This is a genomic window from Pseudomonas sp. GL_117 (assembly GCF_057835125.1).
Genome location: NZ_CM174418.1, coordinates 4,872,882 through 4,891,038, shown reverse-complemented (window position 1 = coordinate 4,891,038; position 18,157 = coordinate 4,872,882). Strand labels below are relative to the sequence as shown.

14 protein-coding genes and 1 pseudogene are annotated in these 18,157 nt (G+C 48.5%); 5 read left to right on the top strand and 10 right to left on the bottom strand.

Annotated features, from left to right (window positions below):
• Nucleotides 1-158 precede the first annotated feature (158 nt).
• The 3 genes from AC3ISR_RS22250 to AC3ISR_RS22240 all read left to right on the top strand — a co-directional run bounded on the left by AC3ISR_RS22250 (nucleotide 159) and on the right by AC3ISR_RS22240 (nucleotide 7,528).
• Complete coding sequence (locus tag AC3ISR_RS22250) at nucleotides 159-1,235, top strand: metallophosphoesterase family protein (protein ID WP_489324460.1); 1,077 nt, start codon at nucleotides 159-161, stop codon at nucleotides 1,233-1,235.
• Between the two features lie 14 nt (nucleotides 1,236-1,249).
• Nucleotides 1,250-3,457, top strand: coding sequence for a hypothetical protein (locus tag AC3ISR_RS22245; RefSeq protein ID WP_489324459.1), 2,208 nt, complete (start codon nucleotides 1,250-1,252; stop codon nucleotides 3,455-3,457).
• Nucleotides 3,458-4,240: 783 nt separating this feature from the next.
• Nucleotides 4,241-7,528, top strand: coding sequence for a hypothetical protein (locus AC3ISR_RS22240; RefSeq protein WP_489324458.1), 3,288 nt, complete (start codon nucleotides 4,241-4,243; stop codon nucleotides 7,526-7,528).
• Between the two features lie 138 nt (nucleotides 7,529-7,666).
• Here the strand turns inward: AC3ISR_RS22240 and AC3ISR_RS22235 are convergent, their stop codons facing one another.
• From AC3ISR_RS22235 to AC3ISR_RS22190, 10 genes and pseudogenes are all read right to left on the bottom strand, one after another.
• Nucleotides 7,667-9,001: an ATP-binding protein gene (locus AC3ISR_RS22235; RefSeq protein ID WP_489324457.1), complete on the bottom strand. Its 1,335-nt coding sequence runs from the start codon at nucleotides 8,999-9,001 to the stop codon at nucleotides 7,667-7,669.
• 206 nt (nucleotides 9,002-9,207) lie between these two features.
• A complete protein-coding gene (locus AC3ISR_RS22230; protein ID WP_489324456.1) occupies nucleotides 9,208-11,448 on the bottom strand; it encodes an SNF2-related protein in 2,241 nt (746 codons plus the stop codon).
• Nucleotides 11,449-11,538: 90 nt separating this feature from the next.
• Entirely contained in the window at nucleotides 11,539-12,972 is a 1,434-nt protein-coding gene (locus AC3ISR_RS22225) for a DUF6094 domain-containing protein (RefSeq protein ID WP_489324455.1), read from the bottom strand.
• Nucleotides 12,973-12,985: 13 nt separating this feature from the next.
• The gene (locus AC3ISR_RS22220) at nucleotides 12,986-13,594 is read right to left on the bottom strand and encodes a hypothetical protein (RefSeq protein WP_489324454.1); all 609 of its coding nucleotides are present in this window, start codon (nucleotides 13,592-13,594) and stop codon (nucleotides 12,986-12,988) included.
• A gap of 64 nt (nucleotides 13,595-13,658) precedes the next feature.
• Nucleotides 13,659-13,940, bottom strand: a complete 282-nt coding sequence (locus AC3ISR_RS22215; RefSeq protein WP_489324453.1) for a hypothetical protein — start codon at nucleotides 13,938-13,940, stop codon at nucleotides 13,659-13,661.
• An 80-nt stretch (nucleotides 13,941-14,020) separates the two neighbouring features.
• The gene (locus AC3ISR_RS22210) at nucleotides 14,021-14,602 is read right to left on the bottom strand and encodes a DUF3275 family protein (RefSeq protein ID WP_489324452.1); all 582 of its coding nucleotides are present in this window, start codon (nucleotides 14,600-14,602) and stop codon (nucleotides 14,021-14,023) included.
• 72 nt (nucleotides 14,603-14,674) lie between these two features.
• Nucleotides 14,675-15,001 carry a hypothetical protein gene (locus AC3ISR_RS22205; protein ID WP_463984231.1) on the bottom strand — a complete coding sequence of 109 codons (327 nt, stop codon included), beginning with the start codon at nucleotides 14,999-15,001 and terminating at the stop codon, nucleotides 14,675-14,677.
• Nucleotides 15,002-15,111: 110 nt separating this feature from the next.
• A complete protein-coding gene (locus AC3ISR_RS22200; protein ID WP_489324451.1) occupies nucleotides 15,112-15,426 on the bottom strand; it encodes a hypothetical protein in 315 nt (104 codons plus the stop codon).
• A 92-nt stretch (nucleotides 15,427-15,518) separates the two neighbouring features.
• Nucleotides 15,519-16,021, bottom strand: a pseudogene (locus AC3ISR_RS22195) (STY4534 family ICE replication protein).
• Between the two features lie 96 nt (nucleotides 16,022-16,117).
• On the bottom strand, nucleotides 16,118-16,366 hold the full coding sequence (locus AC3ISR_RS22190; protein WP_489324450.1) for a hypothetical protein: 249 nt from the start codon (nucleotides 16,364-16,366) through the stop codon (nucleotides 16,118-16,120).
• A 526-nt stretch (nucleotides 16,367-16,892) separates the two neighbouring features.
• Between AC3ISR_RS22190 and AC3ISR_RS22185 the strand changes: the two genes are divergently transcribed.
• Both AC3ISR_RS22185 and AC3ISR_RS22180 read left to right on the top strand, forming a co-directional pair.
• Entirely contained in the window at nucleotides 16,893-17,672 is a 780-nt protein-coding gene (locus tag AC3ISR_RS22185) for a hypothetical protein (RefSeq protein ID WP_489324449.1), read from the top strand.
• A complete protein-coding gene (locus AC3ISR_RS22180; RefSeq protein WP_489324448.1) occupies nucleotides 17,665-18,108 on the top strand; it encodes a hypothetical protein in 444 nt (147 codons plus the stop codon). Before AC3ISR_RS22185 ends, AC3ISR_RS22180 begins: the two co-directional genes overlap by 8 nt.
• Nucleotides 18,109-18,157 lie beyond the last annotated feature (49 nt).

Sequence of the window (18,157 nt, the reverse complement as noted above, 5' to 3'; positions counted from 1 at the left end):
ACGCACGTGCCGGGCATGATGAGTGAGTAACTGTGGTCGTCAAGAGGGGTAATCCCTGTCTTGTTTACCCCGTATGCGGAAAGACACCATGAGATTGGTGCGTATTACCTACTTAACGTAGTAGTATCGTTATGGCATCAATTCATGGTCGGGAAGTTATGGAACAACAGAATACATTGCATTGGCTGCATATCAGCGACTATCACTCAGGCCAAAAAAACGCCAAAGAGTATTGGCCACAAATTCGCAGGCGACTTTATGAAAATATAAAGTCGCATTGTGAAACTGTTGGTGCCATAGATCTTGTAATATTTTCTGGTGATATTGCATTCAAGGGAGATGTCGAGGAATACAACGAAGTTAAGAAAGAGCTAGTTGATCTGTGGGCCTATTTTTCTCAGCTAAACCAAACGCCAAAACTCTTTATAGTTCCAGGTAACCATGATTTAGTGCGACCAAGCGACGCTGCTCCATTGAGGAACGTGGCGCAACTATTAAGATGTGCTCCGGCTGTAAAGAATGATATTTTCAATAATCAGCACGGGGTGTACCGAAAAGAACTGGATGTAGCATTTGAAAGCTATAAAAAATTTGTAGATGATATTGGTCGGGAACTCCCTCTTTTGCTTGATGTTAAGGGGGTGATACCTGGTGACGTATCTGGCGTCCTGGATGTAAATGGTCTAAAGGTAGGTGTTATTGGTCTAAACTCAGCTTGGACGCACCTAGCAGATGGCGATCTAAAGGGGAAGTTGGATATATACGTTGAACAGGCAAATTCTGTGGCGAACGGGGATTTACCAGCGTGGACCGATGGTAATCATCTAAATTTGCTAGTTACACATCATCCCGTTAGTTGGTTTAATCCGGAAGCTCGAAGCGATTTTAACAGTGAGATTTTCGTTGCTGATTTGTTCGATGCGCATTTGTTTGGTCATATGCATGACAACTTACCAGAAGTTAGTGTGGGTGCAAGTGGGGAAAGGCGTGCTTTTCAAGTAGCTTCTCTCTTTGGTTTAGAGAAGGTAAGAGGGCAGACCCAAAGAAAACACGGATTTTTCTTTGTGAAAGTGGATGCTAATTTATCAACATGGACTATATGGCCCCGAATTATCGAACAGAAACAGCATGGTTGGGATCTAGGTCGAGATGGAGCTTTATTGAAGGGAGATGAAATAAGCTACACGCTAAACTGGAAAGCAAGGAGGCCAGTTGAGAAAATACTAAAAAAGTAGAAACGCTAGATAAGTTGCCAGACGTATTAGGTGCAGGTGGGAATGCACTTATGCTTGAAGGGTATTTGTCTAGAATTACCTATCATTTGCCGCATTTCAAACCTCATATGGATTGCCGTCGAGTGGAGTTAAATCAGGCTCTAGATGACTTAGGGGCTGAGTCGATAACCTGGATTGTTGCTGAATGGGATATGGGAGGGGATGACTTTTTAGCAGTTATAAAAAGTTTAAGTTCCCTGGCGGGTAGTAAAGTGTTTCGATTGGATATGAGTGCTTTTGAAGGTGTTGATGATCTAGGGGCGTTACGAAGTATAACCGTTGATGGTGATATAAATAAGCTTCTCGAACAGCTCGATTCTGTCGGCGGCTGCTATGTGATATTGGATGACGTACGGCTTGGGAAAGTAGGAATTAACGATGCAGATGTTATTGCTGGCGTAAAAACTCTTGCGGAAAGTATCAGGGATTTTTGCGCGGAAACCAAAGTTATTGTTCGAAGTGGGCGCGAGTTTGTTAGTGGTGGTGTTAAGCCAGTTATATTAAGGCAGCTAGATCAGGCTGAGTGTAAAGTCTATGTGGATCTACATCCTGATGGCAAGAATGCTTCAGATGAAGACGTGCTCTCTGGCGATCTGTATGATTATACTCAGGGACTACCAGGTCGTGTAGATAGAGTCTTAGCTAGTTTAGAGTACTCAAACTTTTCCGATATGGCGAATGGAAGTTCTGATCAGTCTATTGAAGATCAGGCTGAAATATCACTTGATGCTAAGCACTTAATTGAACAGCTTAAGTCTGATGAACTTGAGGGGGGGCGTCTTTATAAGTTATTACTTGCTTTGTCTGTTTTCTCCTTTGGGGAGTCACTAGAATCAATAAAGTATTTCTATAGGGAAAAGCCTTTTAGAGTTGCGATGCTCTCTGAGCTGATTGATTTAGGTCTAGCTGAAGTTGTAGAGGTGTCAGAAATTGGCCGTAAGCGCGGTGAGTTCAAAAGCTTTGTTGCGGTCAAAAGGACCGTGCAAGCTTACTTGTTAAGAACAATCGATGAAGAAAAAATTCCTGGTTTGTATGAACAAGCTGTAGCAGTGTATTTTGGCAAAGAATATAAGCTGGGTAAGTACAAGCTCAGTGCATCTTTAAGGCTGAGGGATCATAACTTGAGCTCTATTGCAGAGCAAAATGCAAGCTTGATCCTTAATCGATTTATAGCTGATGTCACAGACGTAGATGAAGGTTCGGGTAAAGAGATACTGGAAAGGGTGCGGTTGTTACATTATTATGTGGACAAGTTAGATTTAAATCATAAATATCTATATTTAGTTAGGTTGTGCAAGGTTGTAGTTCCAAAGTTAGTTGGTTATGAAGATGATAGTTTTGTAAAGAACATTAAAAGAAAATATGCTGTTGGTCTTCGCATGCTAGGGCGTTATAAAGAGTCGATTAGTATTTTTGATGAATTGTTAACTCGTAAGAATGATGCAGAAGCTGTTGCTGCGATGAATGTAAGTTGTGCTTATTCTTATCAGTCCCTAAAAGATTTTACGAGTGCTGAAAGATATGCGCAGATAGTTAAAGATAGTAAAATAAGAGGTGCTTCTCGATATCATGCGGAAAGCATTTTGGTTATGGTTTCCAAAGATGAGAGAAAGTTTGGAAAGCTCAAGAGGCTAGCCGCAAAGGCTCGAAAAGATAAGTGCTTCACATCTGCGAACAACATGGAGTTTGATCTTGTTGAACAATGTGAAGATCCTCATGTGCAAATGGATTTATATGAAAAAATTTGGAAGCAGGCAAAGAAAGATGGTGATGATTATAATGCTTTGAGGGGCGTTTCTGATTATTGTTATTTGGCAATGAAGCACGGGAGAGACTTGAAGGACGATGAACCAATGTTTCTTCTGGAGGCATATCGGTTTTCATGCGGTCAGCGTCAAAGTGGAATGTTTCAAAGATGTCATGAAGCTTTGTGGATATTTTTTGAAACTCATAAAAGTTTGGATAACTTGCTCGTATTATTCCGGCATAGTTCAATCCTGCAAAGATTGACGGGAAAGGATAATAAAGAGAAAGAGTATTTATTTAAAATAATAAATCTGCTGGGTGACGGAGCGCTCGATCTTGGAGGGATAGATGAAGGTGTCAAGAGGTACTTCGTTGCAAGGGCTTTGAGTCATAATGCTTTGCCTTCAAAAGGTATTCAGAAAATAATTAGCAGGTAGTTGGAGTGCTAAGGATGAGGCTAGTGCACTTCAAGAAGATAATTTTCTGTTTGTGAGATATGCTATCTGCGATGAGTTTCATATGACAAGGCCGAAAAATCGGGATCAGATCACACTTAAACAATGATGTTCTGACCCCGACTTGTGTGATGTGATCTCCACCTTACCGCTACAGCGCGTCGACGTTTTGATATGATGCCTTGTTACTCGAGAACTATCAGGTCGTAGCTTAACGCTTTTCCACCTCTTCGTACGCAAAGACCAAGCAGCGTATGGCATAGTGGCCTATCATCGGTTGATCTACAGCAGTTGATGAGTGGCACCTCCTCACGGTTGGGTTGAGGTGGCGTTACAGTGGTTGTTACTCTGAAGGTTGATTGAGTTTTCGACGTAATCCTTGTCCTTTATTGAGGTTAAAGCATCCTGCTGATGATATGTTCTGCGTCAGTGAGATAGTGTCGTATCAACCGCTCTATATGAAATAGCGCATTTCGAAGGTGAGACTCGGCTGTATGTGTAACGATGGGCCTTTTAAGGAGAATCTGCCGAAAGTAACGCTCTATCACGTAGGGCTGTTGATTTTCTTCCTTCTGAACTGGTGCTCTTCAATAGCTATGATACGGCTAGAATGTTATTCGTATATTTATTGGTTGTTGTTGGATTTTATACTAAAAAACAGAATTGAATTTAGTCAAGTAATGGCGTATTCGAGCCTTGATAAAAGATACATAGTATTTTTGGCGAATATGGATATCGGCTATCAATCCGCATTGAGGAAACAAATTGAAAGCATTGCGTGTTGCTGAAGAAAGTGCATATAGAGCATTTAGAGAGCGAGTCCTTCTAGAATTTAAGCAAGAAGGTTCGAGCGCAACAAGCCTGTCTTATTATGAAAATAATGCTGGCCTAGCGTTTCGGACGCTTCGTGAGCAAATGCAAGCGATACGCGGCTGGGTGCGTGACAACGCATCAAGGCTACTTGCCACCGAGCCTAATTTGGAGCCCCTGATACGCCGTACGCTGAGTATCCCTATATCGGTCCAACTCATGGCTGTTCCTCAGCCCTTCTATCGGTATGTCCTTCATCTTTTCATGCCTACGCGAGTCCTCTGCGGGAAAATACGAGAAATTTTTGTGCAGGTTAAAACTTACGAGGGTAGGGAGTATCTGCACAACACTATATTTTCTCGTTTGTTGCCGAGGGAACTTGAGTACTTTACTCCAAGCATTGACTTTGCATTTCGTCACTTGGATATACCCAATAGGGAAGCTCTAATCGATCTAAGACGGTTGGATTATGGCTGGTTAGTCGCCTCCTATGGTGTTGGTTTGCGAAAACTTTCAGATATTGCGCGCTACGCAAATTATGGCTGTTGGCCACTTGATGGGGAGTTTGCGAAACTCTTGGTAAGCGAACGCATTGTTCAGAGTGAGGAAGAGTTTAATTGGCTTCGCTATAGTCGTGACTCCTATCACTATAGGTTAGTGGATCAGAGAGCGCACCTGCAGGAGGCTCGCCGCCTATTGCAGGTTATGCGCAACAATAAGATTTCGCGCGAAAGGATTGCTGGGGTATTTCGTTATCCGCTATCTCTGTTTAATTCGGGTCGTCTGGCCTGTAATGTTGCTGCATTAAATACAGCCGGGGTTGTTGATACAACTACTGTGTTAGAGATGATGGAGGATCAATTGTGGCGAGCCAGTACAGAAAAATGGTCATATATTTTGAATGTTATAGGGGCGCACTCTCCAGTTGATATTCGCCGATTTAAGTCCCTGCTGAGCTCGGGTAGGACGCCATCTGTCAGTTTGGTTTTGCACTTGAAGTACTTGGGGGCGTCAATTCAGGGCCTAGAAAGTTGTCAAGGTTTAATAATCGAACTAAGTAAGTATGAAGAACATAGGGTGCCTATTGCTGAGCTTGATATTTTAACCGCAGCACCTTATTCGTTGACCATTGAGCAGGTTTCACGTTGTACTGTTTATTTGTTGGATGGTGAGAGGTTGTCTGAATATCTATCTGTGCTGATCAGGCACGGGTTTAGGGCAGTTGAAGATATAATTGCTTTCCAGGCTTGCTATCGTGATGTAACGGCTAACGATCTTGAACGTTGGCTTACGATTCTTGGTGATCGTCGGGTTGGCGTGGACGTTACAGTAATCGTCAGTTGGTTGAGTCAAGCCCGGCAGGGCGGAAATCTTAGCGCTTACCAGTATTTGCTGGACGCAATTGATATGTCTAAATTCAAGCACCTTCAGCAGGCGCTACCACTGGCCAGTATGGGGCGTGTGATTTTGCAATTTTTAGTAGAGCGAAAAAGATTAAGTAGCGTAAAACTACTGTGTAAGTGGTACTACAAAAAAGCGAAGGGGATTCAAGGGTTGCGACCATGGGGGAGTGAGGACGATGACTATTTACTCTTGCTTGGTGATGCCTATGAACGGAATAACTTTAGTGTGCTCATTGGCAATCAAACCTGTATATATGAGGTGTTGAGAGAGCGGGTTTCTGAAAAAATTGGTCGCTTTCCTTTCAACTCAGATGAAATTACCCAAGCGGAATATCATCAGGCATATGCAAAAATGCTAGTCACGGAACGTGCTTCCTTACTCCCTATGTTACCTACAATCCTTGACCGTACTAAAGGAGTACTTCTTCGTAGTATTGTTCGCGCAGCATGGGGGCCACCTCAGCTGTTACAGGAGCAACTTGAGGCGCTAAGCCCACTGATAGACCAGCTTCTTGCAGGTCGAGGTCCCGTGTCGAGTAAGCTCACAGAACTAGAGACGGACGCCATTGCTATGCTTTATCGGACGTCGGTAGACACAATAAAAAATACCTGGTCAAAAGTAATAGGTCGTGAGGAAGATTTGAGCGGTCTTAAACCGCGTAGAGACTATCCTATGAAGTGGGAGAGTGCGATTCACAAAGTTCACACGCCTCTTGAACGGAACAGCCTGCTAGCTATCAAGCAGGCTGCAATATTTGCTAAATTGCTTACAGATAAATTAAAGGTGGAAGTCACGAAAGACTTTGATGATACATTCAAGAGCTTACAGCCAGAAAGACTTCGTGATTCCGCGCGAGATCCTTGGTCATTAGCGGCACATCTTGGTGTTTTGTTAGTTGTAGGTGGGCGAGACACATTAATTACGCAGTGGGTATCGCGTGACCTGGAGGCAGTCGCAGAGATTGCTGATGAGGGACCGCAAACATTTGAGCGAATTGAACAATTGGGGAAGCTATTCTCAAGTACATTGCCCGATGCATTGGATGAGCATGCAAATGCGTTTTGTGAAGGTTTTTGTCCTGAGGACGCAATTTCTATCAGTGCCTGCTTAGTCGGTAAAGATCAGCTTGATGTGACGACAGTTCCTCAGAAACAACTTGAAAGTGCAATTTGTCAAATCCGGGAAAACGTATTGGCTGTTTGTCAGCGCTGGATTGCAAGAGAACTATTAAAATTCTCTAAGAAAAAATCTAATAATTTTAATACTTCTATATTAGCAGTCGTGACTAAGCACCCAGCTGCTTATTTTGCTAAGGACGCGGCTCATCTGTGCACGCGAGGTAACACCGAAATGTGGGATGAGGGGCGGCACTCACATTTGGTAGTATTCGATGCTGCACAGCGACAGCTTGCTGGAATGGCGTTGATTTATATTGAGTCGATTTCTGAGATTCATCGAACAAAAAAATGTTTGATTATTCGAGCGATCAATCCAATGGACGATATGCTAAGTACGCATACCGTATCCTCTATCGTAGACGAGTTTCTCAGAGTGGCTATTGAGATAGCTCGTGACAACGGGTTGGCAGCTGTATTGTTTCCTGATCACAAAGGAATGCATCTTTTGTCTAACCAATCTTCAATAGAAGAGGATCTTAAGGATCGTTATATAAATGCTAAGTTCGATCATGGTTTTGATCCAGTTGTCCATGAGTTCCCCAATGAACACGTAGTGACTCTTAAAGTACAGCGGACAGTAACATCGAATTTTTGTGCATACGAACATGGACGGGAAAATGTTAACACGCTATATGTTGTTTGGCAGGAAACTCCTAGTTAGATACAAACTCTGGATAATAGGGGGCTTCACGCCCGAATTAATCTAAAGGATGCCGTATCTATAACGAGACTCGCCCTCTTTGGGGCGAATCTCATTACTGCTTACTACTGGTGTTTTATGTAGGTGCCTGATATAAAATTAGCGAATGCCTTTTGGGGTCTCTGATTTGAAGTATCCCACGTTTTTTGCAGGGACCCTGATGTAGTATTTTATGTTTGCACTTGACTCTTCACTTATTATTTCGATTCTATTTGCTTCGGCTTGCATTCTGATATAGCCACGCAACATTTTTTCCCTGAAATGGTAGTATCCTTGTTTTGTTCCCTTTACTAGAATCTGACCATATTCAGGCTTCAGCAAGTTTCGAACTCGGGCGGTGTATATGTCATATTTTAAGGGTTGTTTGTTTTCTATCTGTTTCATTATGCTTTGATATCGGGAGTGCATAGATGACATATAAGCGCCTTGCCATTCGTCCGCAGAAGTAGACCATAATACCTCTTCGTAATCTTGGGTGCGTTGGTTTATTGCTAGCTCATATGGTCTAGCTAACTCGGCAGATATACTCTGGATAGCCACGTCTAGTGCTGAGAAATAGTCCTCCCAATTTACTGCTATAACTTTTTCTTCTTTTTCAAATAGAATCCATAGCAGCTTTTCAACGATAAGGTGTACGTAGTATGGATATCCATCGCTCACAGCAGCTATGCGAACACAAATGTCCCTACTGATCTCAATGTTGAATTCATTTAGTGCAGCTATCGCAATGTCCCAGCGAGCATCCCAGCTCAGCTTTGGTAGTTCAATTGTTTCCAGCTGCCGAATAGCGGACCTATGCGAACCTAAGATTTCATTTAAAGTACTACCAACTCCTGTGAAGATAAATTTAAGTGGAACCTGCTTGTCACCCATTTGTTTTAGAAGGTCTGCGAGCATGTCTATTTCTGCATCACTGGACATACGGTCAACTTCATCTACTACCACTACAGGCGTGTCAGAATGGAGTAGAGCTACCTCTTTTAGTACTTCAACTGCATCGCCGAGACTAGTTATTTTTGTGGAGAAGTCAATAGGGGTGCTTTCACTTTTCAGAGAGTAAGAAAGCCACTTGAATTTTATCGATGCTTCTTGAATTAGCTTTATGTTTGATGTCCAGGCTCGTTTTATTGCTTGGGATGCGATATTGGCAACTATAGTTTTGACTGTTGAGTCAGGTGCGCAGGAAACATCAATGTATCCGTTGTCTGAGCTTTGCCATTGGTTAGCGGCTGTAGCCGCAAGTGAGGATTTACCCACGCCTCGCTCACCAAAAATGAATACGTTGCGTCCGTGTGCCATTAATGCTTTGTCAATTCGATCAAGCTCTTTTTCTCTGCCGATCAAATGTTCAACTGAAAGTATTGGTCTGGAAGGGGAGACGACTTCATTAAGCTTTTTTCCAAATTCTCTCCGGTCGTAACCTTCAATAGCCATATCCAATCCCTGTGGTTTTAATTTTATATGATAATATTTTTGAGCTGAAAGCACATAGAGAAAGCATACGCACAGTGATCCAATTCGTCTAACGGGCGTAGGATCCCGAAAAATGTCGAAAATTCATACGCCTCTTTTCCCCTTCTCCAGTTCTTCAAAGTGGTCAGCTACACGATAAAAATGGCCACTTGAGAGTGGCCATAAAGTTATGCATAAATCAGTTGTCTAGCAAGAGTCACCTCCACCGAGTCCCCTCCTTGATTAAGCGAATCAAGTCCTGACTCCGGAACATCTCCCGACGTACTCTGAGTCACAGCGATCTTCTTGGCCATCAGTTGCAAGCAAGTAATTTCCGAGCTGCCGGCATAGCCGAAAAATACCACTCTCACAGGATAATTCTGTCCGATTCGCCACGACCGTCTCGCCGCCTGTTGCAGGGTGTACACGTTGTACCCCGTCTGCAAAAACACAATCGTCGGAAAGTCCAGCAGATCCAACCCCGTCTTAACCAGTTCCGGGTTGGTGACCAGCACATCCACCCCACGATCCACCTGGTCGAGAATCCAATCCTCCCGCCTGGCGGTATCCACCGACGCCCTCAACACCGCAACCTTCAACCCGGCCCGTTCCAGCAACCGTTTCAGTCGAGATGTGGTATCGCGAGTGCCGCTGTACACGGTGTAAGCCAGTACCTTACGGCCTTTGGCTTTCTCCGCGAGGCATAGGTCAATCAGCGCCTGCTCCTTCGGCATCCGTTGTTCATCGCCAAAGATTGATGGCACAAAGGCCAACGTGTCCTTGCTACGCGGATGTTTAACGATCTCCGGTCGAAAGCAGCAATCCGGCCAGGCCAGCAACACGTTGAGCACAACCCCTAAGAGGGTCGTATCCCGTCGTGCCAAAGCCTGACGTAGTTCTTGGGTCAGTTTGCCGGCCAGCTGCTGATAGGCCGCAGCCTGTTCCGCAGACATGGCAACGTCGATGAACTCCTCCTGATACGTCGGCAACACATTGCCGCCAATGTCTTTGAGTTTGAGAAACACGGTAAACGGCAACACAAATCGGTGAATACCTTTCGGGCCAAAGCCTGGGGCTTTTACCGTTCGTACCGAGAGCTTTTTCCCCTTGGCCGTTTTGTGCGATTCGTTGTCCCGTTCGGTGTAGATGTCCTTCAACACGCCGTGATCGCGCATGAAGGACATCGCCGCCGGAGCCATGCTGCCGCGTGCGTTGGGTCGATAACCGTCCTCGATCATGCGACGGGTGAGGATGCGGAACAGGAGGTAGAACAGGTCGTCGGCGTAACCGCCCATGAGGGTGCCAGTCAGCAGTACGCACTTGCGTGCTTTCGCTGCCAATACACCCATGGCCTGGCCCTGGGCCGAACCGCTGTTTTTGTACTCGTGCCCTTCATCCACTACGAGCAGGTCGAAGAATCCGTCCGGCAAGTATCGTTTGATGAACTCGGTGGGTTGGTAGCCGCCTTCGCCAAAGCCGAACTCGATGTTGGCCATCGCGCGTTCCATCCGTTTGGCTTGGCGGTCGTTGAAGACGAAGTTGCCCTTGGAGTCCATCAGGTTGATGAATTCGCTGACGTTGTCGACCAGCATCGAGGCGAGAAAGTCTTCCCCGAAGTCGTTCAGCAGTTTGTCAGCGCGGACTGGGCCGATGGTCGGGATCCGGCACATCGATTTGAGGATGGTCGCTCGGCGGGTGCCGTTTTCGGTTTTGCCTGGGCGCATCAGCGTCCAGAGTGGGCCGTGGCATTGAGGGCAGCTTCGGCGGCGTTCCTCTCGGTGAAATGCTTCGAGTGCGATCCTGTTGCCTTCCGGATCCTCCAGTAGGCGACCGCAGTCGGGACAACTTGCCCAACGATGCCCACCACCAGATCGACGTGGCCAACACACGGGGCGCCAGTGGAACCCCATCCGCATGCGCACGCGCCCGAGGATGAAGAACTCTTGTCGACCGTCGTGAGGCTCGCCCAGTTGGTCGCGCAGTTTGAGGAGTTTGACCAGGGTGTCTGGGCCGTTGAGTACCCAGACGCGTGCGTCCGGGATGGTTTCGAGAATCTCTCGGCGCCATTTGTAGACCAGGTGCGGGGGCGAAACGACCAAGGTGCGGCGGTATCCGGCGTTGTGCATAACGGCCGCTACTGCGATGGCCATCATGGTTTTACCGGTACCCATCTCGGCATTGATTATGGCTGCCTGTTCGTTGCGGTCGAGCAAGAGTGCGGCAACGGCTTGTACCACTTCCGCCTGGGCGGGAAACGGCTGGCGTTTGAGCGTGCTCATCACCCGTTGGTGGGTTTCGTTGATGTGGCCGGTGTAAACCGGTGGGTTGGAGCTGTTCAGTGAGTCGAGCAGTTCGTCGCCGAATTCGTTGATGAACTCGGTCAGGCCGATGACCAGGGGCGCTGTCGGGGCTTGTGAGAGGTCGTTCATGGTTGTTTCTCCATCAGGAATGAAACAGGGCATGCACGACACCCCGTGGGTATGGTGAATACCCTGCGGGTTGGTTGAGGTACGGCTTTGTTAGTAGTCCGATGGCAACAACAGGGTTGTCACGCTTCGGTCGGCTTCGGTGATGATCCAGAGCCGCGTTTCGTCGCCGGCGCTGATGTTGTAGCTGGAGAACAGACGATCCCCTGACGTCAGGGCATCTTGGTTTTGTTGCCAGTCTTCTTTGGGCAGTTCCCCCCAGTCGCCTGAGATGTGTCGCCGCAGGTATGGGGTTGGGTCGAGTTGTCCGTGTTCCACGAGGTGATGCACGGCTCGGGTGAGCACTACGCGGCCTGGGTCAAAGATCACGGCGGTGTCTGGTTTGTCAGGCTCAGGCGATGGGGCCGCTGATGAGCTGATGGTGATGACACGTCCCTGGTTGATGGAGCCTGGCGTCATGTCCCACGCCCGAATGATGGGCACGAAACGATCGGTCAGGATCCTTACCTCGGAGACGTTGCCGTCCTGGTCTTCGGTGAACTCGGTCTTGCGGACTTTATCTTTGTAGGTGTCGCCCTTGAGTACCAGCACTCGACCGGTTTTCGATGTGACCACCCCAGAGATCGCGCCGGCAGCCAACGCTAACGCCAGGTGCCAGCGTGATAGCTCTCGCACTGGGGGCCGAGGTTGGGCGCCGAGTTGACCGAAGTGCAGGGTGAAGTCTGGCCACATGCCGCGCAGCCGTTTGACCTCCTGGCTGAGTTGTTCGGGCTCTAGCGTCAGGCGGTAGAAGTGATCGAGGTCAGTTGTTGCAGGTAGGACCCTGTAAGGCTCCTCCTGCCAACTGGCCGGTAGCGCTTCTGCCGTTTGCTCGCCGGTGCCGATGGCTCGCAGTCGTTTGCGTATGTGGGTGATTTCTCGCGGTTGAGCCAGTTCTCGGCGTCGAGTGCGAATACCGAAAATCACCACCTGTTTGAAGGTTGGATCGGCCGCGCTGTAAATCTGCAGCTCGGTGAAGTGGTTACACAGCCAACCGCACAGTTCGTCGTCCAGCACGTAGTGCGGAACGATGAACACCAACACTCCACCGTATTGCAGCAGGGGAAGGCTTCGCTGATAGAACATCTTCTCCAACCGCCGACGGCCAGTGCCCTGGTACTGCGAGGCGCCAGAGTGGTCGGAGACCAGGTCGCCGTAAGGTGGGTTGAGCCAGAGCAGGCCGAACGCCTGACGGCTGATCATGGTGTCCATCAGGTCACTGTGCAGCACGCGGTCCAGCAGTGTTTTGCAGTGCTCGGCACGTTCTTGATCGTATTCGACGGCGTAGGTTTCTACGCGGTCTCGCCCGATTGCGTGCGCGGCTTCGGCCAGGGCAACCCCTTCGCCGGCACACGGATCAAAGATGCGCATTTTGCCGGTTGGGGAGGGGGCCAGTGCCTGTAGCGTGCGCTCCAAGGTGATTTCGTCGGTGGGGTAATAGCCGTTGCGCGCGAAGTTGCGGGCCAGGCGGGGGAACATCAAAGCCATGGTTGGGCTCCTTTCAGCAAGGCTCTGAATGAGCGTGAGTCGAGAGTTGTCCTTGGCGGATGAGGTCGCCGAGGGCAGGTTCGAGGACAGCCAGTTGCAGCGACAATCGCCAGGCGGTGATGGCGCCGTGAGCTCCAGGAAGGGCTTGCAACATGTTGTGTTGGGTCAGCACCTGCAATACCGGCTCACGCCAATGCGGCAGCAGCGGTAGGGGACAGGTTTCGGTGATGAGCGGCCAGAGGCGCTGGTGTGCCAGTTGCCCTTGTTCGAGCAGGGCATAGGCGAAGTGGTTTGCACGGTCTGGCTGCACGCAGCGCCGGTCGAACAGCCATAGGTGGACCAGGCTGCCGAATAACGTTCCGCGAAATTGCCGAGTGGTGCGCTTTTCCAGGAGGTCGACGTTGGGGAAGACTGGAATGCTCCGGCCGTCGACGAGGTAGTGAAACTGGTCCAGACCGTCCTCAGTCGAGCCGAGGGTTAGTCTGGCCAGGAATTCCTGTAGCGCTGTGTCACGGCCCCAGGTGGAGAGAAAAATCAGGTTGCGTTGTTCGTCGCAGGCGCAGGCGTCTACGTATAGGTCAGGGCATTCTTCGATTGGGAAGAGCTGGGTAAGGTTGGGCATGTGATCCTCCGGTGTGGAGGGGAATCCGCCCTGAGGGGCGGTAAAGCCCCTCGGGTGCGATGTCTTAACAGGTGGTGTTCTGTAGTGCGCCTGATTTGTACGCTTTGTCTTTCGGGTCAAACCAGACGGCGTTGTTTTCAAACAGCGGGCTGTAGCCCTTGAGATAGAGCCGCACCAGGTATTTGGGGCGCAGCTGCACAGCGGCGTCAGCTTGTTCGGCTGTCAGGTCGAGTTCCTCAATGAAGAGGTCCCACAGTTCCTCATCAGTCGATACCTGGTTGTTGGCGAGGTGATCCTCGATGTCGCTCAGGATCTTGGGTGTCAGGTTGGTGAAGATTGGGTTCATGTGATGCTCCTGCAGTGGCGAGGAGCGCCCATGAGGGAGCCCCTCAAGGGTGGTGGTAGGTCGCAGTGATGTGCGGTTTGTCAGGTGTTGGAGATTTTCCAAACCTGCAGTTTGAAGTTGTGCACGTAGCCGAGCTCTGTGAGTCGATTGCACTGTTGGCGCAATTGCTTGCGGTCAACGGTGGTGTCTAGCCTGACCGTGTCGCCGAGGGGCCAGATCGTGCCGAACAGCGCAGAATCTGCCTCCAGGTCGTTGGTGCTGTCTGACGGTGTCATCCCGAAAGGAGCATCTTTCTGCACCGCAGACGCGGTGGGCGAAGTTGTTCCTGGTTGGGATTTCGGTGGTGCTTCTTCATCCAGCGGATCAGGTTCGTTCGGGGAAAGCCTGGCAGCGTCTTCCGCCGTCAGGTTGTCCACGTCGTCCAGGCTCATGCTGTCGAGCTTGGCGCGGATTTCGACGACCAAACGTCCGGCGCTGGAGTAGTACGACGGGCGGATTTCTGTGATCAGAAAGTCGCCGTGGTACTTGCCCTCGCCGTACTGATCGAGGAGCGCGTCTTTGATAACAAAGTCACCGATTGAAGTTGAAAGCCGCCCGACGTTGAAGTCGCCGTTGCGGCCGTTGATAGTGCGGATGGCCAGTTGGCCGGGGATGTTGATCATGGGCAGCTCCACACTGCTATGAAGAAAAGCCCGACAGTGCCGGGCTGGAGTAGGGCGGTGAGTGCTGCGCGGTTAAGGGCAGGAGGTTTGTGTTTCCTCTCTGAGTGATACGTGCAGGTAGAAAACACCGGGGGGCGATTCTATGCGTTCGAGTTTTAGGTTTACCCAGTAGCGATCAGGGTTGTCGCCGGAGGGTAGTAACCGATAGAGGCCGAAGTTGAGCGATGTGCTGTCAGGTTGAATAAGCAGTTCCCGGTACACCATCCAAACAACATCGCTTAGACGGTTGCTGATAGCTGATGCGTCGGGTGCGTTTTCGAGGTGCACTGCTTCTTGCCAGGCCCCGGGGGTTAGAACCACGGGGAGTTTCATGAAGTCAGGTGTTTTGGTGGTGTGCATGGTGATTCTCCAGAGTCGGGAAATCACCAGGCCCGGCCGGGAGGTGAGTTCCCGGTGGGGTAAAAATGCTGTGGCAGTGTCAGCTAGGACGACGGTTAGTGTTGGACGAGTCAGTGCTCGTCGTGACTTTCAGGTTCTGGGTCTAAGCGGTGGCGTGCATCCCAATACTCTGTGAGCAAACCGAACTCAGATAGCATCGGGCTGATGCCTGGAGAGAAATCACTTAGATGGTCCAGCTTGGCCAATTGAATAACTCCAGATTGAGCTTCGAGCCAGATGTCTGGATACCGGAAGAAATGCGGGTCATCGTGAGTGTCCACTGACGCGATAACCTGTGAAATTTCATCCAGCACTTTGTGAGCGCGAGCTTGAGCAGCGGTTAGGCCGATCATGATCAGGAGCTGCAGCCGTTTTGTGTTGTGCATGTGGTGAGTCTCCAAGCGCGGGGAATCACCAGTCCTGAAGGGAGGTGTTCCCTTAGGCATTTGAGATGAGAGTGGTGCCTTGTAAGACGTCGCTACGCGGGTTGAAGCATCTTTGCTTCAACTGGGTTTTGATCTTCATCCGAGTTGCTCCCTGAGTCGCCAGGCTGGCTCGGCAGAGATTCATCGGAGTCATTTGATTTGGCTTGGTGGACGATTTTTCCATCGACCTTGATCCAGCCGATAAAAAGCAGCCGCCCCTTGATGCTTGCACCGGGTTGGCCTTTTTTCTCGCCTTTCAATAGGTAAACGCGTCCGCCCAGATGTCACCGATTCGGAAGCTCACAAGGACCTTCTTGCCAGCGTCCACGGCTGCTCGGCAGCGACGAATGAGGTGTTCAGCCTCAGTGCCGACGACGTTGCAGTCAATGTAGGTGTACTCGGCGTCGTCGCACGAACCGTGCAATGCAGCGACGGCAACAGACAGGATTGGCTTGCCTTTGCCGCGAGGTTGGACTTCCCGGATGCGGTTGAGGTAACCGATGCCGGTGGTGTGCAGGTCGAAGAATTTGGCTTCGTTGGTTTGAGCGTTGCTCATGGTGGTTCTCCTTTTTCGAAACGACAGAAAGCGGAGAAACACCTCGCCCAGCGGGGATGGGTTCCCCGCGAGGTTGGGTGGAGCAGAAGGTGGTGCTTACAAGAGCTTCATTGCAGCGACTGCGACGCCGACGGCTGCTGACAACATGAAACCCATGCGAATTGTGAGCCTGGAATCAAGTTGAGCGATTTCGGCTTTGAGTTCAGCTGTTGCTGCAGCCAGATCTGCTTTGGTTGCCAAGCGTGAAAGCATATCGGTCTCCAAGGCTTCAATGACTGCATTCGCTTTCTGTTCCGGGACGTTAATCGAGATCAACGCTTGGTAGAGAGCCAGTTCTGTTTTCATTAGACCTCCAAAAAATAAAGAGGCCTGCCCAGACGGGACAGGCCCGTCGTGGGTGGGGATAAGGTGCTTCCATCGACTGAAGTCGATTGATCGCGCTACCGGAAGCTATGGCGATCTAGGGAGTGGATCAATGCGGCGAACCGCATCGTAGTCTCGCGGATCCTGACTACATGGGCATGTTGCTGACGACGTCAGCTATACATGAATATAGAATAAAATATGCGGATGGCTTGTCAAGCCCCGAAAACGCTAGGTATAGCTAGGTTTGATTAGTGTAAACGATTGATATTTGCCTATTAGACCTTGGTCTTGAGTCCGCAGGTGCCTGTTCAATAAAAATTTCTGGTCGGCGCTTTATCACTGGCGCAATAGCCAGTAGTTTTGCGAATTTTTATGGTTGTTAATATAATATTGCTTGAGGTGAAGACGTAGTCGATTAATTGCAGTGTTTTTTTAAGCTATTAAGGCGCTTGTGAATCTACACAGGATGTCGTTTGGCTGGATTTGGTTTAGTTGAGGAGTTGGAATGTACAAAGGATTTAATGTAAATGATTTTGAAGGTGGCGATTTTTCTTCTTATATAGAGTATGGAAGAACGCTACATGCGAAAAACAAGAGGGTTGCTAAGGCCGGGCTTGAGTCTTTTAAGGATGAAAATGGTAGGTTGAATGCTTCTGCAGTAGTTGATGAGTGGTTTCCCGATATTGAATACGATGTTTTTTTGTCTCATTCGCATAAAGATGAAGATGCTGTAATAGGTTTTTCGGGCTGGTTGTATGAAGAGTTTGGGTTGACCTCATTTATTGACTCTTGTATCTGGGGTTACTCTGACGAGTTGCTGAAGTTGATCGATGTGGAACACTGTTGGGATAAAGCTAGGGATGCGTACGATTATGACGAGCGCAATAGGTCAACAAGTCACGTTCATATGATGCTTTCGATAGCATTGATGAAGACAATAGATCGTTGTGAATCTGTATTTTTTCTAAATACTCCGAACTCTATTCTTCCTCGAGACTATATTAAAGGTAAGGGTGTTACAGCGTCTCCGTGGATATATTCGGAGATATCGATGTGTAGTTTGATTCGAAAAAGGCCTATATCAGCTCATCGTACTTTTTCGTTAGAGGCTCTTGCTGAAAGTAGAAGCTTAGAAAAGTCTTTGCAAGTTGATTATGATATGGATTTGTCGCATTTGTCACTGCTTTCTCAAGCGGACTTGTTTGCATGGAGGAAAGTTTGTAATAAGCGGGGGGCGCGAGCTCTAGATTCGCTCTATCAATTGAAGGGGGCATTTTATGGATGAGAAAATTGCGCACCTAGGGTACATACAAGGTGTAGTGAATCGCATGGGTAATAATTCATTTCTTGTTAAAGGATGGGCTATTGCTCTGACTGCGGCGATATTGGCTGTTTCAATAAGCAATGTTGATGCGAAACTGATTTGTGTGGCGCTTTTTTCAGTGCTGATTTTTTGGTGGCTCGACTCTTACTATCTTAGGCAGGAAAAGGTGTACCGAAAATTTTATGACCGTATTGCGGATGATAGTGTGAGTGTCTCGCCATTCTCAATGAATGCTAATGTGGTGGGTGATGAGGTTGCTTCGGTTATGAGAGTGGCAATTACGAAAACGGTTTTTCCGTTTTATTTTCCGATGTTTTCGCTTCTTTTGATTTTTGTCATTAAGTTGAGTTTCAACTTTGAGTTAGGATTTTATAAATGGTTGTGTCAGGCTGCATAAGCTGAGGACTTAAGGCTTAATGCGGCGGAGTCAGATGTCTTCGCCGCAT